The organism is Oceanicaulis sp. HTCC2633, assembly GCF_000152745.1.
Classification (GTDB): Bacteria; Pseudomonadota; Alphaproteobacteria; order Caulobacterales; family Maricaulaceae; genus Oceanicaulis.
Genome location: NZ_CH672428.1, coordinates 97,156 through 121,016, shown reverse-complemented (window position 1 = coordinate 121,016; position 23,861 = coordinate 97,156). Strand labels below are relative to the sequence as shown.

The window sequence follows — 23,861 nt, the reverse complement described above, 5'->3', positions numbered from 1 at the left end:
ATGGATGTCACCTTACGGTCCGGTTAGGCCGCGCTCGCCTTTGAGACGATGTCGATCAGCTCCACCGCGCTGTCCGCAATCACCGTGCCGGGCGGGTAGACCGCGGCGGCGCCCATATCCTTCAGGATCGGGACGTCTTCGGGCGGGATGACGCCGCCGACAATGATGGTGATGTCGGGGCGACCCATTTCGGCGAGCTGTTTCTTGAGCTCGGGCACCAGGGTGAGGTGACCGGCGGCGAGCGATGACGCGGCGACGACATGGACGTCGTTCTCCACCGCCTGACGTGCGGCTTCCTCGGGCGTCTGGAAGAGCGGGCCGATATCCACGTCCCAACCCAGATCGGCGAAGGCGGAGGCGACGACCTTCTGACCGCGATCATGACCGTCCTGGCCCATTTTCGCGATCAGGATGCGCGGGCGGCGCCCTTCGTTTTCGGCAAAGGCGTCAGAGGCTTGAAGCGCCTTCTTGACCTTGGCGTCATCTCCTGAGGCTTTCAAGAACACCCCCTGAACCGATTTGATTTCCGCCTTGTGACGGCCGAACACCTTTTCCATGGCGTCCGAGATTTCCCCGACCGTCGCCTGCGCGCGGGCGGCCTTCACCGACAGCTCCAGAAGGTTGCCGCCGCGCTCGGCGGCGTTGGTCAGCGCTTCGAGCGCGCTTTCCACCGCCTTGGGATCGCGATTTTTGCGCAGGGTTTCGAGCTTGGCGAGCTGTTCGGCGCGGACTTTTGAGTTGTCCACCTTCAGAACCGGAATGTCTTCGGGCTCGTTGAGGCGGAACTTGTTCACGCCGACAATCGTCTGTAGGCCGGAATCGATCTTGGCCTGGGTCTTGGCGGCCGCTTCCTCGATGCGCAGCTTGGGCAGGCCTTCCTCGATGGCTTTCGCCATGCCGCCCAGCTCGTCCACCTCGGCGATGTGATCGAGCGCGCGGGCCGCCAGATCATGGGTCAGCCGCTCGACATAATAGCTGCCGCCCCACGGATCGATGGCGTCGGTCAGATGCGCCTCGGTCTCGAGCACCAGCTGGGTGTTCCGCGCAATGCGGGCCGAGAAGTCGGTCGGCAAGGCCAGCGCTTCATCAAGCGAGTTGGTGTGCAGCGACTGGGTGTGGCCATCCACCGCCGCCATCGCCTCGACCGCCGTGCGGCCCACATTGTTGAACACGTCCTGAGCCGTCAGGGACCAGCCCGAGGTCTGGCTGTGCGTGCGCAGGGCGAGGGATTTGGCGTTTTTCGGGTTGAACCGCGCCTTGACGAGGCTGGCCCAGATCAGGCGCGCGGCGCGCATCTTCGCCACTTCCATGAAATAGTTCATGGACACGCCCCAGAAGAAGCTCAGACGCGGCGCGAAGGCGTCCACATCCAGCCCCGCCTCGACGCCCGAGCGGATGTATTCCAGCCCGTCGGCGATGGTGTAGGCCAGCTCGAGATCGGCGGGGGCGCCCGCCTCCTGCATGTGATAGCCGGAGATCGAGATAGAGTTGAAACGCGGCATCTCGCTGGCCGTAAAAGCGAAAATGTCGGAGATGATCCGCATGGAGGGGCGCGGCGGATAGATATAGGTGTTGCGCACCATGAACTCTTTCAGGATGTCGTTCTGGATCGTTCCTGAAAGCTGTTTGTGCGAAACGCCCTGTTCCTCGGCGGCGACGATATAGAGCGCCAGAACCGGCAGCACGGCGCCGTTCATGGTCATGGACACGCTCATCTGATCAAGCGGAATGCCATCAAAGAGCTGACGCATGTCCAGGATGGAATCGATGGCGACGCCCGCCATGCCCACATCGCCGATGACGCGCGGATTGTCGCTGTCATAGCCACGATGGGTGGCCAGATCGAACGCCACCGACAGGCCTTTCTGGCCGGCCTTGAGATTGCGGCGATAGAAGGCGTTGGATTCCGCCGCCGTGGAGAAGCCCGCATATTGCCGGATCGTCCAGGGACGCTGGACGAACATGGTGGGGTAGGGGCCGCGATGATAGGGCGCGGCGCCGGGATAGCCGTCGATGAAATCGAGCCCGGCCACATCCTCGGCGGTATAGGCGGGTTGGATCGGCAGCTCTTCGGCTGTCATGAAGGGCGGACGCTCGGCCCTGGGGCCGGGCTGGATGTCGGGCTGGCCGAGGCCGATCTGGGTGAAATCAGGATGCTTGCTCATGCGCTCACTCCCAGAATCTTATGGGCGCGTTCGCCATCTTCGAGACTATGGCTGCGAATATGGATGAAGTGGTCCACGCCGGTGATGAGGCCCGGCTTGCCCGCGATCCAGACCTCGCTGGCGCCGGCCTGCTTGAGGGCTTCGGCCAGCTCTTCGGCCATGTCCGAATAGGCGTCGTCGGTGCCGCAGATCACGGCGAGTTTCGAACCTGATCGGGCGAAGGCGTCCGCGCAGGCGTCGATATCGGCGTATTCGCTGGCCTGATCAGTCTCCACGCCCGCAACCGCAAGGCGGTTGGAGGCGAAGCTGGCGCGGGCGTTGAAGTCCGCGAGCGCGCCCAGCGTGGCGAGAAAGGCGGTCGGCGCCTTGCCGGTCTTCTTCGCATGGGCGTCCGCCGCATCCCGCAGCGCTTCGAATGGCTGGGCGAGGCGCATATAGCGCAAGGGCGTCCAGTCCTGTTCGGGCAGATCGAGCAGGCGGATGGCGTGCCCGGCTCTGGCGGCTTCAAGTTTGCCGGTGAAGGGTTGGGGCTCCAGCGTCGGGGCGTCGAGCTTGGACGGCGTGTAGTCGCGCTTGCCGGCCTCGACGGGACGCTCCTCGAGATTGGCGAACTGGGTCACCCCGATCAGCGCCTCGCGGCCTTCGGCGTATTGCGCCACATAGGCGTCCCGCGTCTTGCCGACCTCATTCTGCAGCCAGCCCGCCTTGACGGTTTCAAACAGGCCGCCGCGACGTTCGATCTGCTGGAACAGCTCCCAGCCCGCCTGGGCCAGGCGATGGCCGAGCGTCTCGTGAAGATAGCTGCCGCCTGCCGGATCGGCCGTCACGCCCAGATGGCTCTCTTCCATCAGCATGATCTGCAGATTGCGGCCGAGGCGCCGGGCGAAGGGCGTGGCGGCGCCCAGCGGTTCGTTGAAGGCGCACACGGTTATCGAATCCGCGCCGCCCGCCGCCGCGCCCAGACCGGCGCAGGCATTGCGGATCAGGTTGTTCCAGGCGTCTCTCGCCGTCAGCATGCGCGACGAAGTGATGGCGCAGATGCGCATGCCCTGCGCTTCGGGCGAACAGCCGAAGGCGTCCGCCACCCGCGCCCAGACCCGCCGCGCTGCGCGCAGCTTGGCGATGGTCAGGTGAACGTCCGCATCGGCGGCGAAGCTGAATTCCAGCGCATTGGCGGCCTGATCGGGCGTTAGCCCGTGATCAATGAAGGCGCGCATATAGCTCGCCCCGCCGGCGCAAGCGAACGCCAGTTCATGCACTGCCGAGCCCCCCGCTTCATGCGGCGCGTTTGCGGTGATGGAGACGACCTTGATTCCCGGCGCATGCTCGGCGCACCAGCTGGCGGCCTCGGCCGTGCGCTGCAGGCGCTCGGGCAGGTTCACAGCCCCGCCGCCCGCCATGGATTTCTGGCCGATGGGGGACAGGCCCAGTCCGCCTCTGAGCGCTTTGAGGTCCAGGCCTTGGTCCTGCATGTAGGTGAGGGCGAGGGCGGCGTATTGGGGCGCCATGCGCGAGGGTTGCAGATAGACCGGCGCGAGATCGAGCATGACCCCGTCCAGCACGGTCTTCAGCTCATCCAGCGTGCGCACGGCGACGCCATTGGCGCCGGTCGGATCCAGCGCCAGCGCCACTTCGCTGACCCCGCCGGACAGATCCGCGCGCAGCGCTTCATTCGCGACCTTGGGGTCGGGGTCGTCGATGATCTGACGGATGCCCCAGGGCAGGTACGGGTCGCGCTCCGCCGCAAGGCCGCGCAGATAGGGCGCAGCGCCCGGCGCGGGCAGAGGGCCGACCTTCTCAAGGTCCGAACGGGTGAACAGGGGGCCGCGCGCAACGCCGTCGAGCGTCTTGCGCACCAGCCGGTCCAGCGGGGCGCCTTTGAGGGCGGTTTCAGCCAGGGCGCGCCATTGCGCGTCGCTTATGGCCTCAAATCCCTCGGCCAGGGAGCGGATAGAGTCTGTCATGCGCAGTGGGTACACCGCCCGCGCGGATTAGAAAACCCGCCCTTTGCTCGGTTTCGCCAGTGCGGAAGTCCGGTTGCGCTATCCGCCTGCGCCAGGGCGGCCCCTAGGCTCTGACAGTCACAAAACGCGCAAGGGATATCTCATGTCTGAACGCACGCCCCGCCTGGATCTGCCGTTTCTGATGCCCGCCCAGGCGCAGAAGCATGTCACCGTCAACGAAGCGCTGGCCCGGCTCGATATTCTGGTCCAGGCCGCCGTGCTGAGCCGGGCGCTGGGCGACCAGCCGGATACGCCTTCAGAAGGGGACGGGTACATCCTGCCGTCGAATGCGACGGGGGCGGACTGGTCAACGCGTCCGTTGGGAACGCTCATGGTGTTTCACGAAGGCGTCTGGACGGCGATCCCGCCCTGGGCGGGGCTGGGCGTATATGTTCGTGATGAAGGGGTCAGTCTTGTCCATGACGGGGCGGGCTGGGGGCCGCTTCACGACCAGATTCGCCAGCTTGACCATCAACAGGGGCTGGGTGTGGGCGCGGCTTCTGACGCCTATAACCGCGTCGTGATCAAGTCGTCGGGCGTTCTGATGACGGCGGAAGAAAGCGGGACGGGTGATCTGCGGCTTGCGATGAACAAGGCGGGGAGCGCGGCCACCGCTAGCCTGTTGTTCCAGTCCGACTGGTCCGGTCGCGCCGAGATCGGACTGGCCGGCGAGGATGCCCTGACCGTCAAAGTGTCTGAAGATGGAAACACCTGGCGCGAAGCTATGCGCGTGGACCCGCTTGATGGCGAGATCCGGGTTGAAGGACTGAGCGTGCGCTCCGACCGCCTGACGCTCACCCGGAGCCTGACGCCTGCGAGCGCGTCCGCGCCGGGCCAGGTCGGGCAGATGGGCTGGGATTCCGATCATGTCTATATCTGCGTTGCGCCCGACCAATGGCGGCGCGCTGCACTGGCCGACTGGTGAGGTCGTGAGTCACGCCTCATGGCCCGGGCGGCGAAGTCAGCGGCGCGAGGCCGCCAGCGCCTCAAACAAGGTGCGCACTTCACGATGGACCGGCGCGGTCATGATATGGCCCGAGCGCTCCACCCAGTGCAGGCGTGCATCGGGCGCCGCTTCGGCGAGCCTGTAGGCGGCCCGGCCGGGGCAGACCAGGTCATAGCGGCTCTGGATCACATGCATGGGCATGGTCAGCCTGTGGGCGTCGCGCAACAACTGGCCAGGCTCGAGAAAACAGTCATGGCTGAAATACCAGGCCTCGAGCAGGGAGTGTCCCGTCAGCCAGTCGCGTCCCCTTTCGGCGAAATCCTCGCGGATATCTTCCGGGGACTTGTCCAGCCAGGCGAGGGTTTCCTCATATTCGCTCCAGCGATAGATTATCGACTGGCGCAGGCTTTCAATCGGCGTGTCCGGGTCCTCAAGCCCCTCCAGATGGGGGCGCCCCTCCGCCAACTCTTCGCGCATGCGCTCCAGCGCCCATTGGCGAAACGCCGGGGGGCGCCTGAACGCCTCGGGCGTGTCCATCATCAGCCTGTGCTGCGCGTCTGGCCATATCCCGCCGGCGCCCGCGCAATCGTGAAACCAGTCGATCTCTTCGCGTTCGCCCAGCAGGACGCCCTCAACGACAAGGGTGTCCACGCGTTCGGGATAGGCCTGGGCGTAGGCCAGCGCCAGCGTCGACCCCCAGGAAGGACCGAACAGGGTCCAGCGCTCAAGGCCCAGCTCCTCACGCAGGCGCTCCATGTCATCGATCTGGGCGGTCAGCGTATTGGTTTCCAGCTCGAACAGGGGTGTCGAGCGACCGCAACCGCGTTGATCAAAGAGGACAATGTTCCACTTGCCAGGATTAAAATAGCGGCGGTGACGCGCACTGGCGCCGGAGCCGGGGCCGCCATGGATGAACAGGACCGTCGGCGACTGGGCGTTGCCCGAGCATTCATAGAAGATCCGATACCCCTCAGCCGAGAAAAAGGTCGCGCTCGCATAAGGCTCAAGAGCGGGAAACAGGGGCGTCATCAAGGGCATTCGGCGAGACCGGATTTGGGTATTGAAAGTCGGGAACAGGATGCGTTCCTTGGAAACTAGGATTCTCTGGTTGCGCGCCAAGCGACGAAAAAACAACACGCTTATCGTAGACGCGTGCGTTCGTTCTGACCTATCGTTAACCACAGCTTTGAATTGCTGGCGCTTGGGGCGGGACTCTCGACTAGTCTGAAAAGTGCGTACAAAATATGTATAAATGAGTTTCGGGCACAGGTGTAAGGTCCACTATGACGCAATCCATCCTGTTTGTGGAAGACGATGCGACTGATCGGATGTTTCTCAAGCTCAGTCTTGATGACAGCAATCTGGATGTTGAGGCCTCCTATTGTGAAGACGGAGTGCAGGCGCTCGAGTATCTCAGGTCCCATGAGCCCCCTGACCTGATCGTGACGGACCTGTCCATGCCAGGCATGGATGGGGTGGAGCTGACGCAAACCCTCAAATCAGATGAATCCTATTGCGGCATTCCTGTGCTGATGCTCTCCACATCCAACAATCGCTCGGATGTGCGCCGGTTCTACGGCAAGGCGGGCAATGCATATATTCGCAAGCCGGATTCGCCTGATGGCTATCAGATGGTGCTGAGCGAGATCTCGCGCTTCTGGTTCAGCGTGGCTGAAAGCGGCGCCTAGAGGGTGTTTGCGGCAGGCTGGGCCAGCGGAAGGGTGAAGCGAATGCTGGCGCCGGTCGAGCGTCCGGGCGCCATCCGGATGTCTCCGCCATGGGCCGCAATGATCGTGCGGCATAGCGCCAGCCCCAGTCCGCGACCGTCCGCTCCCGACGGCTCAGGGCTCTCCCCGCGCACATGCGGGCTGAATATGCGTTCGGCCAGCTCCTGCGGAATCCCCACGCCATTATCCTCGACATAGACGGTCAGCATGGTGTCGCCGCGGACGGCGCGGACCCTGATGTCGAGCGTCTTCTCGGGGCGGGCGTATTTCAAGGCGTTGGTCAGCAGATTGATCGCCACCTGCCGGATCAGGTCGCGATCACAATAGGCTTCGCCGAGCGGATCAATCCGGATGTGCCGTGGGGCCTTGCGGTGCAGAAGGGCCAGCTCATCGACGGCCTGTCTGAAAATCTCGCCGATATCCTCGAGCGAGGTTTCCGGCGGCTGATCATCAAGCTGGGCCAGGTTGAGGAAGCCTTCCACAATGGTGTTGGCGCGTTCGATGCTCTCCCTGACCTTGTCGCAGTGCGCATCCCTGTCGGCCTCCGTCTCTGCACGTTTGGCCAGATGCAGCAACATGCTGGCTTGCCGCAGCGGCGCCTTGAGATCATGAGCGACCATGGAGGTGAAGTTTTCCAGCGCGGCGTGGCTCTCGCGCATGCGCTCTAGGGTGAGGGTCTGGGCCCTGAGGGAGGCATTGAGGTTGCGGATCTGGGCGCGCGCTTCCCGACCCGCCTGGATGCGCGTTTTGTACATGCGCATCCAGATGAAGATGATGAAGCCCAGCATCAGGGCCTGTAACGTGGGGGTAAGGACGCTCTGAAAACCGCTCAGCCGATTGAGACGGGCCATCCGCTGGCGGGTGACGGATTCGAATCCCGCCTCGATTGCGGCCAGCTGTTCAAGCGCTGGCGCATCATCCACTCGCACCAGGGCGTCGATGTCCGATACCGGCAGCGAATCCGCCCAACCGAGCCGGACGGTGTCCAGGCGGTCCTCATAGGCGCTGACCGTGTCGCGAACGGCGCTCAGGTCCGGCTCGAGACCGAGCGCGCGACCATGGGCGTCCAGGCGTTCAAGCCGGATATGGATGGAGTGGGCGGTCGTGCGAACCCTGTCCCGGTACGCTTCGTCACCGCGTATGACATAGTTCTTGAAGCTGTGGATCAGGCCGCCGAAGCCCAGCTCGTCATAGAGCTTCGCTGTTTCATGTCGGGCCGAGGAGACGGTGTCCAGCAGGGTGTTGCGTTCCTGGCGGACCTGATGGCTGACCCAGATGTCGGCCGCAGAGATCGCGACAAGTCCGACCAGAGCGGTCGCGAAGACCTTCTTGCGGTGCATGCTTCCCCCAGACGTCCAGCCGCTGGTTCGAGGACAGCCGACTGTGTTGCGACTCGCCGGTCAAGTGTAGGGCAATCACATACGCGCTCAAGGCGGGTATGGGCCCGCGTCGAACTCTCACGGCTCTGCTGGTCTGACAGTCTGGAATGAGGAATGGTGCCGCTAGAGTGAATTGAACACTCGACCTCTCCCTTACCAAGGGAACGCTCTACCCCTGAGCTATAGCGGCGTCCGGTGTGCGAAAGCATGCTCTCGCGTCGTCGGAGCCGGGCTTATAGCGCCTGATTCTGCTCGCGCCAAGACCGGGCTTGACCTCTTTTGCAGATATAAGGCAGTTGAACGCTCATGAGCACGCAAGATCGCAAGCCCGCAAAGGGCCAGAGCCCCCAGTCCGACCGCGAACAGCGCCTGGCGCAGGCGCTGCGCGCCAATCTGCGTCGACGCAAGGCCGCCGCGCGCAAGGACGAGACGTCTGCCGGCAAGGATGAGTCCTGAGACCGGGCCGGTCTTGCGCCTGAGCGCACAGACCCACAAATCATGGCCTCTGTGACGCCCTCATTTCGTCATCGTGCGAATGCCCTTACAGGTGGGCGTTGAAGGGTGGGGCGCTGGGCGTCGGCGCGCGCTGAATAGGACCATGAGGGCAGTATGGACAGCATTCTAATTCGCGGCGGCTCGCCGCTTGTTGGCGAGATCGAGATTTCAGGCGCGAAAAATTCTGCGCTCAAACTGATGGCCGCCTGCCTGCTGACGGACGGGCCGCTGGAGCTGTCGCGCATGCCGCGCCTCGCCGATACGCGCTTTCTGGGCCATTTGCTGGCGCGTCTGGGCGTCGTTGTGGAAGAGCGCGCGGGCGCCAAACTCTTCATGCAGGCTGACAGGCTGGGCGAGCCGTTCGCGCCCTATGACCTGGTGCGTAAAATGCGCGCGAGCTTCAATGTGCTGGGCCCGCTGATCGCCCGTGTGGGCCATGCTCGCGTGTCACTGCCCGGCGGCTGCGCCATAGGCGCGCGTCCGGTGGATCTGCACCTTCAGGCGCTGGAAGCGCTGGGGGCGGAGATCGAGCTGTCCGAAGGCTATGTGAACGCCAAGGCGCCGGCGGGCGGCCTGAAAGGCGCGCGCATCACCTTTCCGATGGTGTCGGTCGGCGCGACCGAGCACGCCATGCTGGCGGCGGTTCTGGCCAAGGGGCAGACCGTGCTTGAGAATTGCGCCCGAGAGCCCGAGATCGCCGACCTCGCCGGCTGCCTGAACGCCATGGGCGCGAAGGTGGAAGGGGCGGGGACCGCCACCATCACCATTGAGGGCGTGGACACGCTGCATGGCGCGGACTGGTCCGTCGTGCCTGACCGGATCGAGACGGGCACCTACGCCATGGCCGCTGCAGCCGTTGCGGGCGGGGATGTGCTGCTCAAAGACGCGATCTTTGATCATAACGGCGCCCTGTGGTCGCTCCTGAGAAAAGCCGGCGTGGAGGTCGAGGCCGAGACTGGCGGCGTGCGCGTGAAACGCAATGGCGCGCTCAAGGCGGTCGATATGCAGACGGCGCCCTTCCCGGGCTTTCCCACCGATCTGCAGGCGCAATTCATGGCGTTGATGAGTCTGGCGGACGGCGCGTCGGTGATCCGGGAGACGATTTTCGAGAACCGCTTCATGCACGCGCCCGAGCTGTCGCGTCTGGGCGCGCGCATCGATGTGCGCGGCAATGAGGCGGTGGTGCGCGGTCCGTGCGCGCTCAAGGGGGCGCCTGTGATGGCGACCGACCTGCGCGCATCGGTCAGCCTTGTCATCGCCGGTCTCGCCGCGGAAGGTGAGACCCGGGTGAGCCGAATCTATCATCTTGATCGCGGTTTTGAGCGCCTGGAGGACAAGCTGTCCGCCTGTGGCGCCGATATTCGCCGCGTTCCGGAACAAGCGGAGGGCTGAATGGCCGGATACACGCCTATGCGCCTTCTGGCGCAATCGCCTGAGGATCTGGCGGTTCTGTCCGCCGCATTGCAGGACGCCGTGGGGCTGCTGGGCGATTTCCAGTATGAACCGAAGGCGCAACAATTCACCCTGGCGCTCAATCGGTTCCGCTGGGAGGGCCCCAGCCGGGGGCAGGGCGAGCGCGTGCGCGCCGCGCTGCAGGTGGGCTCAGTTCTGAAGGCGCAATCCAAACGCCTCAAGCAGGGCCATGAGGACGGGGTGATCAGCCTGCTCACGATGGCGTTCGAGCCGGGCGAGGCGCCGGGCGGCGTGCTCAGCTTCACCTTTTCCGGTGGCGGGGAGCTCCGTCTTGAGGTGGAATGCATCGACATGGCGTTTGCGGACGTGTCCGAGCCCTGGCGGGCGGCGGCGCGACCCAGCCATCCTGAAGACGACGAGGCATGACCCGGATTCGGGTTGACTGGAGTTCCTTATGACCGATCAGCGACTGGTCGCGGTCGAGCTTGACCAACTGACCATCGGCAAGGCCGATGAGGCCGTGGAGCATGAGCGCCGCGTGGCCATTGCTGATCTTCTGGATTCCAACACCTTCGTCCCGGCTGATTCCGAGGCCGGCCCCTACGCCCTGCGTCTGGCCATCGAGGACCAGCGCCTGGTGTTCGACATCAAGCGCGAGAATGGCGACCCGGTGCGCATGTTCGTGTTCTCGCTGGGCCCGCTGCGCCGCATCATCAAGGACTATTTCCTGATGTGCGAAAGCTATTACGCGGCCGTGCGCAATGCGCCGCTGGGCCAGATCGAGGCGATCGATATGGGCCGGCGCGGGGTCCATAACGAAGGTTCGGAACTGCTGCGCGAACGGCTTCACGGCAAGATCGAGGTGGATTTTGACACGGCGCGACGCCTGTTCACCCTGATCTGCGCGCTGCACCGGCGGGGCGCCTGATCATGGCCGCGCCCTCCGTCGTCTTTGTCTGCGGCCGCAATGCGGTGCGGTCGCCCATGGCGGAAGCCTTCTGGAAGCATCGCTTCGGTGCAGACTGTCTGGCGCGGTCGTGCGGGGTCGAGCCCGCGCCCTGGCCGGACGGCTTCATGATCTCGGTGATGAACGAGACCGGCATCGACCTGTCGAATTTCGAGTGCCGCGATCTGGCCGACACCGCTGATGATCCGGTCGAGCTGGTGGTGTGTCTTGCGGCGGATGCGGATCCGTCCGCGAGCGCCTTCGCAGAAGCGCGGGATGCCGAATACCAGCTCTGGGCGATTCCCGATCCGGCGGAGGCGGAAGGCAGCCGGGAGGCGCGTCTGGACGCCTACCGGACGGCGCGGGACGCCATAAAAGCCCGCATTTCGGCGTATAATCCGGACTAGTCCTTACAACCACGCTCGACGATTGCGGCGATCACGCTTATATAGCGCCCGACACCACCCGACGCTGGCATGAGTCTTCATGCGCGAAGCGTACGGGGTTTTTGCGTTTTGACGTCTATGCGTCTGAATTTACGCCATTGATCAAGAGGAGCTGCATGGCGAAGGAAGAACTGCTGGAGTTTCCCGGCGAAGTCGTGGAACTGCTGCCCAACGCGACCTTCAAGGTCAAACTGGAAAATGATCACGAAATCATCGCGCACACCGCGGGCAAGATGCGCAAGAACCGCATCCGCGTGCTGGCGGGCGACAAGGTCCTGGTCGAGATGACGCCTTACGACCTGACCAAGGGGCGCATCACATATCGCTTCAAGTAAGGTGAGCGTGTCGCCGAACGCTGCGCGCGCGCCCTTTGTGCTGGCGAGCGCGTCGCCGCGCCGCCGGGACCTGTTGACCGGGATCGGCGCGCCGCCTGATCTGGTCGCCCCGACCGATATCGACGAGACCGAGCGCCCCGGCGAATTGCCGCGTGATCTGGCGCTGCGTCTGGCGGTCGAGAAGCTGGCCGCGGCCAATCATCCTGGCTGCTATGTGCTGGCGAGCGATACGGTGGTCGGCGTGGGACGTCGCATCCTGCCCAAATCGGAAGATCGCGAGACCGCCGACGCCTGTCTGAGGCTTCTGAGCGGTCGCAATCACCGGGTCTATACCGGTGTCGCGGTGCGTGCGCCGGACGGGCGCGAGGCGAGCCGTGTGGTTGAAACTCGCGTCGCCTTCAAGCGTCTGAGCGAGGACGAGATCACCGCCTATCTTGAGAGCGGTGAATGGAACGGCAAGGCGGGCGGCTATGGCATTCAGGGCCGGGCCGGCTCTTACATCAGCAAGCTGATCGGTTCGTATACCGGCGTCATGGGACTGCCGGTCTATGAAGCGCGGCAGCTTCTGGTCGGATTGGGATATGTGTTTTGAGAATCGTCGCTGCTGAGCATGTGGGGGAAACCCGCGCCGCTGTCATCGATGGCGACCGCGCCGTCGAGCTGCATGTGGAGCGCTGGTCCGAACGCGGAAAACGCGCCTGGCGCGGCGAGGTCTATCGCGCCCGGGTGACCAAGATCGACCATGCGATCAATGGCGCGTTCTGCGATATCGGTCGCGGACCTGCAGGCTTTCTGCCCTTCGGCAAGGCCGGGCGTCCGGACGGCTTGCATGAGGGCGCGGCCATTGGCGTGCAGATTGCGCGCGAACAATTCCAGGAAAAGGGGCCGACGCTCGCGCTGTTTGACGTGGAACCTGGCGAGGCGCCCGAAATCGTGGTGGCTGCGCCGCCGATCGCCGAGCGCCTGTCCATGATGTACGAGGCGCCGGTTCGTACGCCCAAGGAGGCGGAGGTCGAACTTGATCAATTGTTCGACGAGGCGCTGGAAGCCGTTGTGTCGCTGCCGGGCGGCGGGCGTCTGGTGATCGAGCCGGTCACCGCGATGACGGTGATCGATGTGGACTCCGCCGGGCGTCAGTCCCAGGGCGGCTCGCCGAAAATGGCCCTTGATCTCAACAAGACCGCAGCGCGTGAGACCGCGCGCCAGATCCGGTTGCGCGGCATTGGCGGCGTGGTCGCCATCGACTTCCTGCCGCTGAAGAAAAAGCAGGACCAGAGCCAGCTTGATCAGAGCCTGAAAGGCGCGTTCAAGCGCGATCCGGCCAAGATCGATGTGGCGCCGGCCAGCCGCTTCGCCATCGTCGAACTCTCCCGCCAGCGTCTGGGCCGCGCCCTGCATGAAATCTGCTGGGAGCGTTTCGGCGTTGAGAGCGTGGAAACCCGCGCTTTGGCGGCCTTGCGTCGTCTTGAAGCGGAAGGCAAGGCGAAGCGCGGCGGGCGTCTTGCCCTGCTGGCGGGGGCCGAGGTTCACGCCTGGCTTGAAAAAGATCCCATCGGATGGTCCAAGGCGATGAAATCGCGTCTCGGAGATCGCTTTGAACTGGTGCTGGATGAAGCCCGGGGCGCGCGCGACTTCGAGGTGCGTCCGCTATGAGCAAATCCAAGCCCGGTTGTCCGATCTGCAAGAAGCCTGTCGATCCCAGATACAGGCCGTTCTGCTCGGCCCGCTGCGCGGACGCCGATCTGGGTCGCTGGTTCTCGGGCGCCTATGCCGTGCCGGGCGAGCCTGTCCCGCCCGAAGCCCTGCCGCCAGAAGCGCGCGGCGAGGGCGGCGAGGACGAGCGCTAGTCATAATCTGCTTCCAAATGGTACGTTTGATTGTGGCCTTTGGGAGGATTCGAATGACTTGCCTTATTGGAAAGCGCGAATTTGATTTTTGCTTCCACTCCGCTGGCCTCAACTGGGCTGCTTTGCAAAGCGATTATGAACAGGATGATTTGACTAAGATTCAACTGCTCAATGACCGCCAAGCATTCGATCGTTTTTTAAAGGGGTACGGCTTGGCGAGGCACAGTTTAAATGAGAAAAATGAATCTGAAAGTAGAAATAAGAAGTATGCGACGCGAGATGAGTGGTTTAATTATATATCAAAAATAATTCCACTTATTATATCTGACTCAAGGTATGATTCTATTGATGATGCGGCGATCAGTGCTGAGGCTCCCTATAAATTATCTATATCTTGCTTGTCGAAGGTTTGCGCTATAGTGGCCCCTGATCGCTTTGTTGCTTATGATAAATTTGCATCTAAGGGGCTAGCAGCATGGGATGGCAAGCCTAAGGCTTCTACATACAGTGATTACATGTTGCGCATATTTGATTGCTGGAGCAGCAATGTTGGCAGTTTCATAAGGGATGAAATGTCAAGGCGGACCCTTCCTTTAAGCAGGGGTTTGCCTGATACTGCTTTCGGCTTTAGAGTTCTCGACAATTATTTAATGCTCCGCGGCGGGCGCTGGGTCTTACATTGAAAAAAAGCCCCGCAGTCTAGCTGCGGGGCTTTGTCTTTAGCGCTGGACGCTGATCCGCGCGTAGAGCACCCGGCTGCGGGCGTCATGCACCTTGGTGTCATAGCCCAGAGGCGTGTTCACGAACGGCGCCTCTTCATCGAAGAGGTTGAGCGCGCCGACGCTGGCCGTGAGGGCGTGGCCGCGCACATTCGACGTCCAGCCCGCCTGAAGGTCATAGGCGGTCCAACTGTCGATCTCGGCGCCGGCGTTCTCGTCATCGTCATAGGGCGAGATGTAGCGCGCCTGGGCGTTGACGCTCCATGGCCCGTTCATCCAGCCGGCGCGGACGCTTGTGCGCCATTGCGGCAGCGAGCGCGCAAAATTGGTGAAGTTGCGATTGCCCGCCGCGTCGATCTCGGTGTTCAGCACCGGATCGTAGAGGGTGAATTCGTCGATATAGACGGTCTCGAGCCCGGCGGTCATCACGCCGAACCGGCCCAGATCGATATTGTCGTGGCCAAAGGCGATGTCCACGCCCTGCGCCTCGACGCGGGGCGCATTGACGAAATTGGCGCGCACCAGCACCACGTCGCCCGCCTGGGACAGCTCAACGCGCGGATCATTGTAGAGGCCGTCATCGGCGATATCGGCGGCGAGAATGGCGTTGGCGCTTTCCTCGATGATCAGATCCTCGACTTCCAGCCGCCAGGCGTCCACACGGGCGGTCCAGCCTTCGTGGCGCCAGCTCAGGCCCAGCGAGTAGCTGTCAGAGGTTTCCGGCTCGAGATCTTGTGAGCCGACCGTACGCACCGGGCGGAACAGGCTCTGATTGCCGATGGTCAGCGATTGCAGCGTCGTGGTGGCGCTCACCTGCTGATGCAGTGAGGGCGCGCGGAAGGATTGCGCCCAGTTCGCAGACAGGGTCAGCGCATCGGTCAGATCTACGGCGAGGCCGACCTTGGGATCGGTGGAGGAGAAGTCTTCCAGATCCTCATGGCGGGCCGCCAGCGTCAGCCGCGCACGCGCGTGCAGCGGAATGACGCTCTCGGCATAAAGGCTCGCCACATCGCGCTCGCCCGCATAGTCCGGCCCGCCGACGATGAACAGGAAGGCGTCATCATTGAAGGTCTGGCCGTGATCGACGTCGAGGCGCTCATTGCGCAGATGCGCGCCCACGGTCAGCGAAACCGAGCCAGCAGGCAAGGCAAACAGATGCGCCGTCGTCAGGCTGGCGTCTAGGCTGCTCAGCTCCGAGCTCGAGGTGCGCACATCCTCGCCCAGCATCCAGGCGAGCAGGGCGGGATCATTGTAACGCGGGTCATTGGGATCGGTGACGAGACTGCCCGAGCCGAACGGGTTGAACCAGTAGCACCCCGCGCTCTGATCGCCCGCGCTGGCGCCCGGCTGGCAGTTCGCGCCGCCAAACCCGTTGAGCGCGGCGTCGAGGCGGTCGCCGATATGATCCGTGATGGTGGCTTCGAGTTCGTTGCGCGAAAAGGCCAGCACGCCCTCCGCCGTCCAGTCGCGACCGAAGGCGTCAAAATCATGCGCCAGCCCGGCCTCGAGCCGCAACGTGTCATGATCAAAGCTGCGTCGCGCCGCCCCGGCGGATACGCCGCGCGGGCGTCCGTTCCAGGTCACGTCGCGATTGAAGTAATTGCCCGGATTGTCGACCGGAATGGTCGGAAAGCTAAGCGCGGGCAGGGAGGGGGAATTGCCGCGAGTCAGTTGCGTATCGGCCCAGGCCGCGCGCAGGGTCACGCGCGTATCGCCGAAATCGCCGGTCAGCGCGCCATAGGCGTTCAACCGCGTCTCATCCGGGACCAGGGAGAAGAACTGGCCGTAATCGAGCCGGCAATAACCCGGCGTGCCGAAGGCGGTGTCGGCGCCCAGCACCAGCGGCTGGCCGCCAGCGGCCGCGCAATCGCGATCAATGATGACCTGCGGACCGCCGGACGGCGTCGTCACCTCGAACCCGCCGCCTGGCGCCTGGATGTAATAGGCGCCGGGCTGGCCCAGCGCCGACAGGCCGGTGCCGGGGATGAAGTCGGTCTCGAACCCTTCCACGCCGTCGGTGTCGCGATAGCTGACCGCTCCCATGACGCTCCATGCGCCGAAGGTCTCGCCCGCGCGGGCGGACAGGATCGACGTGAAGCCGGCGCCCTCGAATCCGTCAGGACCGCGCGCCTCGAGCGCGACCTCGACCCCTTCGAACAGATCGTCCGTGATCACGTTCACAACGCCGGCGACCGCATCCGATCCATGCAGCGGAGAAGCGCCGTCCTTGAGGATCTCCACCCGGCTGATGGCGATGTCGGGCACAAGCGCGTTCATGTCGACAAAGCTCGCGCCATCATCGGACGCCACCGAGGCGGGCGCCTGACGCACGCCGTTCACCAGCACCAGGGTCGCTCCCAGCCCCAGCCCCCGCAGATTGACGCTCGAGGTGCCCGAAGTGTCGTTCTGGGTGCCCGGATCGTCATTGAATTCCGAGCCGACAATGGCGGGGCTGAAGGCCAGCGCATCCCCAAGGTCCGAGAGGCCGCTCGCCCTGAGCGCTTCTGCATCCAGCGTGACCACGGGGCGGTCTCCCGATTGCGCGCCGGGCGCGCGGCCTGCGGTGATGGTGATGACATCATCCTGAACGGTCTGGGCGGACGCCAGACCGCCTTCACCCAGCATGGCCAGAAGGGCCAGGGCGCTGACGCAGACTTTGGGGTTCATTGCAGTCCTCGGAGGTTGGGGAGGTTTTGAGAATATAACGCAGAAGCGGTTAGCAGGCCTCTGTATACCCGGGCAAGTCCGAAGGCAGACCGGACAAATTGCAATCGGACTGCACAAGACTGATTTGAGGGCATGGACAGCCTCCGCGCGCTTGCCTATAAACCGCGTCCTCAGCGCGGCGAACCTTGCAGATCGCCCCGCTCGCCCGGGTAGCTCAGTTGGTAGAGCAGCGGATTGAAAATCCGCGTGTCGGTGGTTCGAATCCGCCCCCGGGCACCATTTTCCCCGTTCTTGCTGGTTCTCTCTCGCTCCGCTTGGTCGATCCTCGCTGATGCTGCGGATGGGCGTTCGCCCTTGCGAACCCTTTGGGTTCGGGGTGGGGGGATTGGGGGCGGCTCGGGCCAGTCATCATTGTGGCGGCGTCTTTTCGCGCGGATGGGCTGTTATTCCTGTCCCAGTCCTTGATATTCATCTGTCAGTCGCCGCCCGACTTTCAAAGACTGGGCGCCGGATCGCACATTGGCGTGCGGTGAAGGCGGAGAGAGCAGATGAGTTTTGGCGCATTCCTGAAGGCCCGGCGTGAGGCGCTGGGCTGGACCCAGCCCGAGGCGGCGGCGAAGGCCCGGATCGAACAATCCTATTTGTCCAAGCTGGAGACTGGGAAGTCCTTTCCCTCTGAAGAGGTCTTCGAGAGGCTGGCCGAGGCCTATGGCTTTGACGCTGAAACCGTCGCCGGGTCGCTCAGCGGAGATGACCTCACGGCGCTGCGCGAGATCGGCCAGGTCCGTGCGGCGGTGCTGACACTGAAGGCGCAGGCCACCCGGCTGACGCGTGGCTGGCTGGCCGCAGGGCTGGGCTGTCTGATGTTGGGCGGCGCGAGCCTCGGGCTGCATGCGCTGGCTGAGGATGAGGAATACACCGTCTACCACTACACCTCCCCCGGCGTGCTGGCGCCGGGCGAAGACCTGAACGCCTACGCTGTCCTGCAGGCCAGCTTGCGGCCCGATCTGGGCGAGGATCGTCCTCAAGAGGCCGCCGTGCGCGCCCTTCAGGTCGCCATGATGGAACGCGCTGATCCTCAAACCCGGGTCACTCGCGACATGCACGCCAATGGCTTCTTGGAGCAGGTAGAGGGCGGGCGCCGGTTTTTCGAGCCGGTGGATTCTGAACTGGTGACGGAGCGCTCGCCATTGCGCTGGTTCCTGGCGCCGGCGGTGATGTTCCTTCTGGGTGCTCTGGGCTGCTTCTTCATCAGCTTCCGCTGGAAGTAGCCGCACGCCTTCTTTCTGACATTTCAAATTCTTGGAGATCGCCATGGTCCTGTGGAAATGGCTCATGACGGCGTGCGTGCTGATGTTCGCCCCCGCCGCGCAGTCCGTCAGCTATGCGCCGCCGCCTCTGCCGGAGCGGATCGACGCCTATGCCCGTGCTTCGCAAGAGATCGGCGCCACGCCCGGCGTCCTCATGGTCATTCAGGGCGGCGTTGTGGTCTATGAGGGCTATCGGGGCGCGGCGGACCGCAAAACGGGCCGCTCATTTGACGCTGAAACCCTATTTGATCTCGGCTCGGTGACGAAGTCGTTCACAGCGACGACCGTGCTGCGTCTCGTGGAAGAGAGCGCGCTGAGCCTTGATGACGCGCTAGCGTCCAATTTCGAGGACATCCCCGAGGACAAGGCGGGCATCACGATCGAGCAGCTGCTGACCCACAGCTCTGGCTTGTCCGATGAAACCGGCGGGTTCGAGGGGCGTGATGCGGATCCGTTTGTGTCGGCCGAGGCGTTTCTCGCGCCGCTCTGGACGAGCCCGCTCAGTCGTACACCGGGCAGCGGCTATGAGTATTCCAATGCAGGCTATTCGGTTCTCGCCATCATCGTCGAGCGGGTGACGGGTGAGCCGTTTGAAGTGGCGCTGCGCCGTCTGGCGCTGGACCGGGCCGGGCTTCACACCACGGGCTACCGCCTGATGGACTGGATGCCCGAGCAGGCCGCCCATGGCTATGACGACCGCCAGATCGCGCCCGACCGCGCGGATCAGGGCCTGTTCTATCTTGAGCGCTGGCGCGATGAGCCTGTGTCCTATCGCCTTCTGGGCAATGGCGGTGTGCATGCGACGCCGGCAGACATGGCGCGCTGGATGGCGGCGCTGAGCCGGGGAGAGGTGCTACGGTCTGACACATTGGTCAGGCTCTATCAGCCGCTCATGGCGCTTGATGGTCTCTATCCGCCGACCTTCACCCATTACAGTTATGGCTGGGGCGTGGGCGCGCGTCCGTTCGGCGAGCGCTGGATCAGCCATGCGGGCAGCAATGGTTTGTTCTTCACCAGCGTTCAGTATGGCCCGCAGTCCGACACGCTGATTCTGCACATGACGAATGCAGCGCGGGGACACGTGGGCCGCATGGGCTATGAAGTGGCGCGGATGATGGATGATCCGGCCTATCGCCCGCAGCCCCGCCGTGCCCTTGGTTTCGCGGTTCTTGGCTGTTCATCCGGTCGAGGATGCAGATGCGCTCCCGGCTTATCTGGAGACGCATCTGGGCGAGCGGCCCGCGCCCTGGGTTCTGAACCGGGTGGGCCTCTATCAGCTTGACGCCGGTCAGCCGGACTGGGCGCTCGCGCTGCTGGAGCTGAATGCGCAATTCTATCCTGATGACGGCAATCTGGCTGACAGCCTGGCTCATGCTTATGAAATTACAGGGCGGAGCGATCTGGCGCGCTTGCAGTATCAACGCGCGCTCACGCTGGGCGAAGCGCAAACCGACTGTCACTGGTGCGCCAATGCCCGTGCAGGGCTGGAGCGGTTGAACTAGACTGGCCGTGACAACACACGGAGATCGCCATGCTCAAACTCAGCTGGACGGATATCGAAACCCTCTCCGCCTCGATCGCGGACCAGGTCGCGCAGCGGCATGGGCCGATTGATCCGGATACGGTGCTGGTGGGCGTGGCGCGAGGCGGGCTGATCCCGGCGGCCCTGGTGGCGCACCGGCTGGGCCTGCGCAAGATGACCTCGCTGGGGCTGATGTCCTATGCGGACGGCGTGGAGGGCGCGCAGGGACGGATGCAGGCCTATGGCGCGGCGCCGGACGCTGCTGCGATCGTCATTGATGACATCATCGATTCAGGGCGCACGCTGGAAGAGGTGCGCGCCCGTTATCCCGACGCCATTGTCGCTGCGCTGATCGACAAGACCGGCGGCGTCTCGGGCGTCATCGCCGGCAAACAGACGCCGGCCGGCGAGTGGGTGGAGTTCCCGTGGGAAGCCATCGGCGCGCTCTGAGCCCCGCCTTCAGCCCTTGTCTCAGCGCCTAGTCGCCTCACATTGAGGAGAGCGGACTGGCGCATATCGCTTGCCGGCCCATATGGATGTGACAGGCAAGGAGGCCGAGATGAGCACCGATCCCAAATGGGCGCGTACGCCCGAGGCGCTGGCCCGGCTCAGCCCCCAAGAGCGCTATGTCACCCAGGAGAACGGCACCGAACGTCCGTTCACGGGCGCGCTTCTCGAGGAAAAGCGCGACGGCATCTTCGTTGACGTGGTGTCGGGCGAACCCTTGTTCGCTTCGGCGGACAAGTATGAATCCGGCTGCGGCTGGCCCAGCTTTACCCGCCCGATCACGAAAGAGGCGCTGGCCGAACTGCGCGATGACAGCCATGGCATGGTGCGCACCGAGGTCCGCTCCTCTCATGCCGACAGTCATCTGGGTCATGTCTTTCCGGACGGGCCGCCCGATCAGGGCGGTTTGCGCTATTGCATCAACTCCGCCGCCTTGCGGTTCATTCCGCTGGAAGAGATGGAGGCGGAAGGTTATGGCGACTATATCGACTTCGTGAAGGCAGGCCGTAAGGAGGCCGTAAAATGAGTGAGACGACCGAACGCGCCCTTCTGGCGGGCGGCTGTTTCTGGGGCATGCAGGATCTGATCCGGCGCCGTCCCGGCGTCATCTCCACCCGTGTGGGCTATAGCGGCGGGACGACCGAGAACCCGACCTATGAGCAGGTGAAGACCGGCAAGACCGGCCATGCGGAATCCATCGAGATCGTCTTTGATCCGTCCGTGACGAGCTATCGCGAGATGCTGGAGCTGTTCTTCCAGATCCACGATCCCACGACCCTGGACCGTCAGGGCAATGATATCGGCACGCAATACCGCTCGGCGATCTTTTATTTGGACGATACCCAGAAGGCCGTCGCCGAAGACACCATCCAGGATGTGGATGCGTCGGGCCTGTGGCCGGGCAGGGTGGTCACCGAGGTGACCCCGGCGGGTGAGTTCTGGGACGCCGAGGACTTCCATCAGGATTATCTCGAGCGCTATCCCAACGGCTATACCTGCCATTTCCCGCGCCCCGACTGGGTGCTGCCCAAGCGCAATGCCGGCGCAGCGTAAGCGCGGACCCCAATCAGGCTGATGAAACCCCGTCTTCTAGAGGCGGGGTTTTGTCTAGCCGCCTGTCGCCTGTCGCCAGAGGAACAGTACGACCGCGCCCTGAAGGAATAGCGGGATGGCGAAACTCACAGCGCCGAACAGCGCCGCGACCACCAGCAGAAGAAAGCGCGTGGGCAGACGCATCATCATGCGTCCGCGCTCGCCGGCCGTGGCGTAGGGCGAGCGGATCACGTCGAGCATGTCGTCAAAGCCGCCGCGCAACAGCATGGCGAAAACCCAGAAGGCGCAGGCCACTCCAACCCAGACCATGATCCGGATCCAGGTGGAGAACCCTTCCGCGGCCATCACCGCATTCCAGTCGAGATCCATAGACCGCCCAGCGCAGGATCAGCCGCGCGCCCATTGCGCCATGGCCCTGATCCCCTCCATTACCCGGGAACAATGCCGGTTCAGGAAGGCTTCGTCGAGCGTTTCGCCCTCTGACAGGGCGCGCAGGGCCAGCTCGCCATCAAAGTCAACGAAGGCGAGGCGCAGAGACAATTCGCTCTCCGGGCGCCCGAAAGCGGAGCCGGGCAGGGTGGCGACGCCCGTGTCTTCCAGCAGGCGCTCGCACAATTCGCTGCTGGTGGTGATGCCGCGAGCATGAAGGGCGTCTGCGATCGGGTCGAAATTGGGAAAGGCGTAGAAGCCGCCCCGGATCGGATTGACCCGGGCGCCGGCGTCGGTCAGCTGCTCCGTGACGAAGTTCGCCAGCGCTTCGAGCACCTGACGCGAGCGGTGCAGATACAGCTCCATCTCCGGCCCGCCCTCGAACGCGACCTTGGCGGCGTGCTGGATGGGCGCGGACACGGAGGTGTAGGTCTCGCTCGCGGCCGCCGCCATGGCGTCCTTGAGCCAGCTCAGGGATTTGGGGAAGGCGAAGAAGCCCAGCCGCCAGCCCCCGGCGCCCGCCCATTTGGAGATGCCGTCGGAGATGATGGTGCCGCCCCGGTAATAGCGGGCCGCGGACTGGTGTCGGCCATCAAACTGCACCCCGCCATAGATTTCGTCCGACAGAAGCAAAAGGCGATGCGCGCGCGCGGCTTCAGCGATGGCCAGCATCTGGTCGGGCGTGTAGGCGGTGCCCGTGGGATTGCCCGGCGAGTTCAGGATCAGAAGGCGCGGGCGGTCGGGATCGTGTTGGCAGGCCTTGTGCAGCACCTCGGGCGTGACTCCCAGCCCGGTTTCGGGCGCGGTGGGCAGCCAGCGAATGGGTCGGCCGATGATCTGGGCCTGCGGCGCATAGCTGACCCAGGACGGGGTCGGGATCAGCAGGTCGCCGTAATAGACAAGCTGCAGCAGGAACATCAGCTCCTTGCTGCCCGGACCGATGAGGATGTCCTCGGGATCGAAATCGAGGCCCTGGGTGCGCTTGAGATAGCCGCAGATCTTTTCGCGCAGCCCGTAAAGGCCCTGAACCGGCAGGTAGTCCTTCTGGAAAGCGTTGTCGCGCAGCGCTTTCTGCATCACGTCCGGAACAGGGAAAGGAGACTGGCCCAGCCCCAGTTTCGAGACCTTGCGCCCCTGCTTCATGAGGGCGGCGGAGCGTTCATTGATGGCCAGCGTGGCCGACAGGCCCAGCCCCCGGATATTGAGATTGAGCTGGACGGAGGGGGCGAAGATCTCGGGCGCCTGGATGTCTCTGGGGCTCATGGCTTGGCCTCTGGTTTCATGCCGTCAGTGAAAAGGGCTGTCAGGTCTGCGACAAAGGCCGACATGTCGAGCGGCCGGATCTCATCCCCTTTGAGCAGCTGCTGGTGCAGGATCGCAATCAGGGTCGGTCCGTACAGGGCCAGAGCGGCGTGGCGGACGCGGTCGGGATTGGAGCCTTCAGGGTCGACGCTGGGAGCGAGACGGTGCTCCAGGGCCTGCAGGGACGGTTCGATGATCGTCTGCAGATAGGTGCGCGCCACCTCCGGATCATGGATGGATTCCACAAGGGCGAAGGCATGGGCCTGGGCGAACAGGCGGCTTTGCGCGCCGGCCAGCGCCAGATGGCCATAGCCGGACACGGCCTCGTGCAGGGAGGCTTCAGGCTGGCTGCTCTGTTCCAGAAAGTGTTTCGCGCCCTCGGCGAAAAATCCGATCAACGCTGTCACCACGCCCTGACGATCGGTGAAGAAATGGCGCAGGGTCGGTTCGGATACGCCCGCCTTGATGGCGAACTGGCGCAGACTCACAGGGGCCGAACGCTCGGCGATGGCTGTGGGCGCCAGCAGGCTTAGCAATTCGTGGCGGCGGTCTTTCACGGCGGCAGGCATAGGCAGGTCTCACTCAGGGCGTCCGCGCCCAGAAGACGCGAGTCAGGTTGCGGAAACCTTAGACCGCCGTGTGATCCAATC

The 23,861-nt window shown here is 64.0% G+C and carries 26 protein-coding genes and 2 tRNA genes; 19 read left to right on the top strand and 9 right to left on the bottom strand.

Annotated features, from left to right (window positions below; all coding sequences use genetic code 11):
• Positions 1-23: 23 nt before the first annotated feature.
• Positions 24-2,165, bottom strand: a complete 2,142-nt coding sequence (gene scpA, locus OA2633_RS00635; protein WP_009800527.1) for a methylmalonyl-CoA mutase — start codon at positions 2,163-2,165, stop codon at positions 24-26.
• Positions 2,162-4,129 carry a methylmalonyl-CoA mutase family protein gene (locus tag OA2633_RS15045; RefSeq protein ID WP_009800526.1) on the bottom strand — a complete coding sequence of 656 codons (1,968 nt, stop codon included), beginning with the start codon at positions 4,127-4,129 and terminating at the stop codon, positions 2,162-2,164. The genes scpA and OA2633_RS15045 overlap by 4 nt, the downstream gene beginning before the upstream one ends.
• A 142-nt stretch (positions 4,130-4,271) precedes the next feature.
• Between OA2633_RS15045 and OA2633_RS00625 the strand changes: the two genes are divergently transcribed.
• Positions 4,272-5,093 (top strand): DUF2793 domain-containing protein, encoded by an 822-nt coding sequence (locus tag OA2633_RS00625; protein WP_009800525.1) that lies wholly within the window; start codon positions 4,272-4,274, stop codon positions 5,091-5,093.
• Positions 5,094-5,129: 36 nt separating this feature from the next.
• On the opposite strand, the gene OA2633_RS00620 is transcribed toward OA2633_RS00625, so the two are convergent.
• A complete protein-coding gene (locus OA2633_RS00620; protein ID WP_009800524.1) occupies positions 5,130-6,143 on the bottom strand; it encodes an alpha/beta fold hydrolase in 1,014 nt (337 codons plus the stop codon).
• Positions 6,144-6,397: 254 nt separating this feature from the next.
• Here OA2633_RS00620 and OA2633_RS00615 point away from each other — a divergent pair, with 254 nt between their 5' ends.
• Positions 6,398-6,802, top strand: a complete 405-nt coding sequence (locus OA2633_RS00615; RefSeq protein ID WP_009800523.1) for a response regulator — start codon at positions 6,398-6,400, stop codon at positions 6,800-6,802.
• On the opposite strand, the gene OA2633_RS00610 is transcribed toward OA2633_RS00615, so the two are convergent.
• Together OA2633_RS00610 and OA2633_RS00605 are read right to left on the bottom strand one after the other, a co-directional pair.
• The gene (locus OA2633_RS00610) at positions 6,799-8,181 is read right to left on the bottom strand and encodes a sensor histidine kinase KdpD (protein WP_009800522.1); all 1,383 of its coding nucleotides are present in this window, start codon (positions 8,179-8,181) and stop codon (positions 6,799-6,801) included. The two genes, OA2633_RS00615 and OA2633_RS00610, sit on opposite strands and share 4 nt — an antisense overlap.
• Positions 8,182-8,335: 154 nt before the next feature.
• Positions 8,336-8,410, bottom strand: a tRNA-Thr gene (locus tag OA2633_RS00605).
• A 116-nt stretch (positions 8,411-8,526) separates the two neighbouring features.
• Between OA2633_RS00605 and OA2633_RS16270 the strand changes: the two genes are divergently transcribed.
• The 10 genes from OA2633_RS16270 (at position 8,527) to OA2633_RS15975 (ending at position 14,385) form a co-directional block, all read left to right on the top strand.
• Positions 8,527-8,676, top strand: a complete 150-nt coding sequence (locus OA2633_RS16270) for a hypothetical protein (protein ID WP_009800521.1) — start codon at positions 8,527-8,529, stop codon at positions 8,674-8,676.
• A 153-nt stretch (positions 8,677-8,829) separates the two neighbouring features.
• A complete protein-coding gene (murA, locus tag OA2633_RS00600) occupies positions 8,830-10,107 on the top strand; it encodes a UDP-N-acetylglucosamine 1-carboxyvinyltransferase (protein WP_009800520.1) in 1,278 nt (425 codons plus the stop codon).
• On the top strand, positions 10,108-10,554 hold the full coding sequence (locus OA2633_RS00595) for a DUF2948 family protein (RefSeq protein WP_009800519.1): 447 nt from the start codon (positions 10,108-10,110) through the stop codon (positions 10,552-10,554).
• 28 nt (positions 10,555-10,582) lie between these two features.
• Complete coding sequence (locus tag OA2633_RS00590; RefSeq protein ID WP_009800518.1) at positions 10,583-11,056, top strand: UPF0262 family protein; 474 nt, start codon at positions 10,583-10,585, stop codon at positions 11,054-11,056.
• A gap of 2 nt (positions 11,057-11,058) precedes the next feature.
• Positions 11,059-11,481 carry a low molecular weight phosphatase family protein gene (locus OA2633_RS00585; protein ID WP_009800517.1) on the top strand — a complete coding sequence of 141 codons (423 nt, stop codon included), beginning with the start codon at positions 11,059-11,061 and terminating at the stop codon, positions 11,479-11,481.
• A 155-nt stretch (positions 11,482-11,636) separates the two neighbouring features.
• Positions 11,637-11,855 carry a translation initiation factor IF-1 gene (gene infA / locus OA2633_RS00580; protein WP_009800516.1) on the top strand — a complete coding sequence of 73 codons (219 nt, stop codon included), beginning with the start codon at positions 11,637-11,639 and terminating at the stop codon, positions 11,853-11,855.
• Between the two features lie 7 nt (positions 11,856-11,862).
• Positions 11,863-12,447, top strand: a complete 585-nt coding sequence (locus OA2633_RS00575; protein ID WP_009800515.1) for a nucleoside triphosphate pyrophosphatase — start codon at positions 11,863-11,865, stop codon at positions 12,445-12,447.
• Positions 12,444-13,508: a ribonuclease E/G gene (locus tag OA2633_RS00570; protein ID WP_156776010.1), complete on the top strand. Its 1,065-nt coding sequence runs from the start codon at positions 12,444-12,446 to the stop codon at positions 13,506-13,508. The genes OA2633_RS00575 and OA2633_RS00570 overlap by 4 nt, the downstream gene beginning before the upstream one ends.
• Positions 13,505-13,702 (top strand): DNA gyrase inhibitor YacG, encoded by a 198-nt coding sequence (locus tag OA2633_RS00565; protein WP_009800513.1) that lies wholly within the window; start codon positions 13,505-13,507, stop codon positions 13,700-13,702. Before OA2633_RS00570 ends, OA2633_RS00565 begins: the two co-directional genes overlap by 4 nt.
• A gap of 53 nt (positions 13,703-13,755) precedes the next feature.
• The gene (locus tag OA2633_RS15975; RefSeq protein ID WP_156776008.1) at positions 13,756-14,385 is read left to right on the top strand and encodes a hypothetical protein; all 630 of its coding nucleotides are present in this window, start codon (positions 13,756-13,758) and stop codon (positions 14,383-14,385) included.
• Positions 14,386-14,421: 36 nt separating this feature from the next.
• Here the strand turns inward: OA2633_RS15975 and OA2633_RS00560 are convergent, their stop codons facing one another.
• Positions 14,422-17,088 carry a TonB-dependent receptor domain-containing protein gene (locus OA2633_RS00560; RefSeq protein ID WP_009800512.1) on the bottom strand — a complete coding sequence of 889 codons (2,667 nt, stop codon included), beginning with the start codon at positions 17,086-17,088 and terminating at the stop codon, positions 14,422-14,424.
• A 203-nt stretch (positions 17,089-17,291) separates the two neighbouring features.
• Here OA2633_RS00560 and OA2633_RS00555 point away from each other — a divergent pair.
• The 7 genes from OA2633_RS00555 (at position 17,292) to msrA (ending at position 21,480) form a co-directional block, all read left to right on the top strand.
• Positions 17,292-17,367: transfer RNA gene (locus OA2633_RS00555), tRNA-Phe, on the top strand.
• Between the two features lie 269 nt (positions 17,368-17,636).
• Complete coding sequence (locus OA2633_RS00550; protein WP_009800511.1) at positions 17,637-18,359, top strand: helix-turn-helix domain-containing protein; 723 nt, start codon at positions 17,637-17,639, stop codon at positions 18,357-18,359.
• A 43-nt stretch (positions 18,360-18,402) separates the two neighbouring features.
• Positions 18,403-19,680: a serine hydrolase gene (locus OA2633_RS00545; RefSeq protein ID WP_009800510.1), complete on the top strand. Its 1,278-nt coding sequence runs from the start codon at positions 18,403-18,405 to the stop codon at positions 19,678-19,680.
• The gene (locus OA2633_RS00540; RefSeq protein WP_009800509.1) at positions 19,661-19,900 is read left to right on the top strand and encodes a hypothetical protein; all 240 of its coding nucleotides are present in this window, start codon (positions 19,661-19,663) and stop codon (positions 19,898-19,900) included. The genes OA2633_RS00545 and OA2633_RS00540 overlap by 20 nt, the downstream gene beginning before the upstream one ends.
• 29 nt (positions 19,901-19,929) lie before the next feature.
• Complete coding sequence (locus OA2633_RS00535; RefSeq protein WP_009800508.1) at positions 19,930-20,370, top strand: phosphoribosyltransferase; 441 nt, start codon at positions 19,930-19,932, stop codon at positions 20,368-20,370.
• A 109-nt stretch (positions 20,371-20,479) separates the two neighbouring features.
• On the top strand, positions 20,480-20,953 hold the full coding sequence (gene msrB, locus OA2633_RS00530; protein ID WP_040612821.1) for a peptide-methionine (R)-S-oxide reductase MsrB: 474 nt from the start codon (positions 20,480-20,482) through the stop codon (positions 20,951-20,953).
• Positions 20,950-21,480, top strand: a complete 531-nt coding sequence (msrA, locus tag OA2633_RS00525) for a peptide-methionine (S)-S-oxide reductase MsrA (RefSeq protein WP_009800506.1) — start codon at positions 20,950-20,952, stop codon at positions 21,478-21,480. The genes msrB and msrA overlap by 4 nt, the downstream gene beginning before the upstream one ends.
• Before the next feature lie 54 nt (positions 21,481-21,534).
• On the opposite strand, the gene OA2633_RS00520 is transcribed toward msrA, so the two are convergent.
• Genes OA2633_RS00520 through OA2633_RS00510 form a run of 3 tightly spaced genes read right to left on the bottom strand, consistent with a single transcriptional unit; the run spans position 21,535 to position 23,780 of the window.
• A complete protein-coding gene (locus tag OA2633_RS00520) occupies positions 21,535-21,849 on the bottom strand; it encodes a hypothetical protein (protein ID WP_009800505.1) in 315 nt (104 codons plus the stop codon).
• A gap of 18 nt (positions 21,850-21,867) precedes the next feature.
• Positions 21,868-23,172, bottom strand: coding sequence for a pyridoxal phosphate-dependent aminotransferase (locus tag OA2633_RS00515; protein WP_009800504.1), 1,305 nt, complete (start codon positions 23,170-23,172; stop codon positions 21,868-21,870).
• A complete protein-coding gene (locus OA2633_RS00510) occupies positions 23,169-23,780 on the bottom strand; it encodes a TetR/AcrR family transcriptional regulator (RefSeq protein WP_009800503.1) in 612 nt (203 codons plus the stop codon). The genes OA2633_RS00515 and OA2633_RS00510 overlap by 4 nt, the downstream gene beginning before the upstream one ends.
• Between the last annotated feature and the right edge of the window lie 81 nt (positions 23,781-23,861).

Coding starts and splice junctions, on each gene's coding strand:
- murA (WP_009800520.1), top strand. CDS start 8,830: ATGGACAGCATTCTAATTCGCGGCGGCTCGCCGCTTGTTGGCGAGATC.
- msrA (WP_009800506.1), top strand. CDS start 20,950: ATGAGTGAGACGACCGAACGCGCCCTTCTGGCGGGCGGCTGTTTCTGG.
- OA2633_RS15975 (WP_156776008.1), top strand. CDS start 13,756: ATGACTTGCCTTATTGGAAAGCGCGAATTTGATTTTTGCTTCCACTCC.
- OA2633_RS00560 (WP_009800512.1), bottom strand. CDS start 17,088: ATGAACCCCAAAGTCTGCGTCAGCGCCCTGGCCCTTCTGGCCATGCTG.
- OA2633_RS00535 (WP_009800508.1), top strand. CDS start 19,930: ATGCTCAAACTCAGCTGGACGGATATCGAAACCCTCTCCGCCTCGATC.
- OA2633_RS00615 (WP_009800523.1), top strand. CDS start 6,398: ATGACGCAATCCATCCTGTTTGTGGAAGACGATGCGACTGATCGGATG.
- msrB (WP_040612821.1), top strand. CDS start 20,480: ATGAGCACCGATCCCAAATGGGCGCGTACGCCCGAGGCGCTGGCCCGG.
- OA2633_RS00520 (WP_009800505.1), bottom strand. CDS start 21,849: ATGGATCTCGACTGGAATGCGGTGATGGCCGCGGAAGGGTTCTCCACC.
- OA2633_RS00610 (WP_009800522.1), bottom strand. CDS start 8,181: ATGCACCGCAAGAAGGTCTTCGCGACCGCTCTGGTCGGACTTGTCGCG.
- scpA (WP_009800527.1), bottom strand. CDS start 2,165: ATGAGCAAGCATCCTGATTTCACCCAGATCGGCCTCGGCCAGCCCGAC.
- OA2633_RS00595 (WP_009800519.1), top strand. CDS start 10,108: ATGGCCGGATACACGCCTATGCGCCTTCTGGCGCAATCGCCTGAGGAT.
- OA2633_RS00585 (WP_009800517.1), top strand. CDS start 11,059: ATGGCCGCGCCCTCCGTCGTCTTTGTCTGCGGCCGCAATGCGGTGCGG.
- OA2633_RS00620 (WP_009800524.1), bottom strand. CDS start 6,143: ATGACGCCCCTGTTTCCCGCTCTTGAGCCTTATGCGAGCGCGACCTTT.
- OA2633_RS15045 (WP_009800526.1), bottom strand. CDS start 4,129: ATGACAGACTCTATCCGCTCCCTGGCCGAGGGATTTGAGGCCATAAGC.
- infA (WP_009800516.1), top strand. CDS start 11,637: ATGGCGAAGGAAGAACTGCTGGAGTTTCCCGGCGAAGTCGTGGAACTG.
- OA2633_RS16270 (WP_009800521.1), top strand. CDS start 8,527: ATGAGCACGCAAGATCGCAAGCCCGCAAAGGGCCAGAGCCCCCAGTCC.
- OA2633_RS00625 (WP_009800525.1), top strand. CDS start 4,272: ATGTCTGAACGCACGCCCCGCCTGGATCTGCCGTTTCTGATGCCCGCC.
- OA2633_RS00510 (WP_009800503.1), bottom strand. CDS start 23,780: ATGCCTGCCGCCGTGAAAGACCGCCGCCACGAATTGCTAAGCCTGCTG.
- OA2633_RS00545 (WP_009800510.1), top strand. CDS start 18,403: ATGGTCCTGTGGAAATGGCTCATGACGGCGTGCGTGCTGATGTTCGCC.
- OA2633_RS00590 (WP_009800518.1), top strand. CDS start 10,583: ATGACCGATCAGCGACTGGTCGCGGTCGAGCTTGACCAACTGACCATC.
- OA2633_RS00550 (WP_009800511.1), top strand. CDS start 17,637: ATGAGTTTTGGCGCATTCCTGAAGGCCCGGCGTGAGGCGCTGGGCTGG.
- OA2633_RS00565 (WP_009800513.1), top strand. CDS start 13,505: ATGAGCAAATCCAAGCCCGGTTGTCCGATCTGCAAGAAGCCTGTCGAT.
- OA2633_RS00515 (WP_009800504.1), bottom strand. CDS start 23,172: ATGAGCCCCAGAGACATCCAGGCGCCCGAGATCTTCGCCCCCTCCGTC.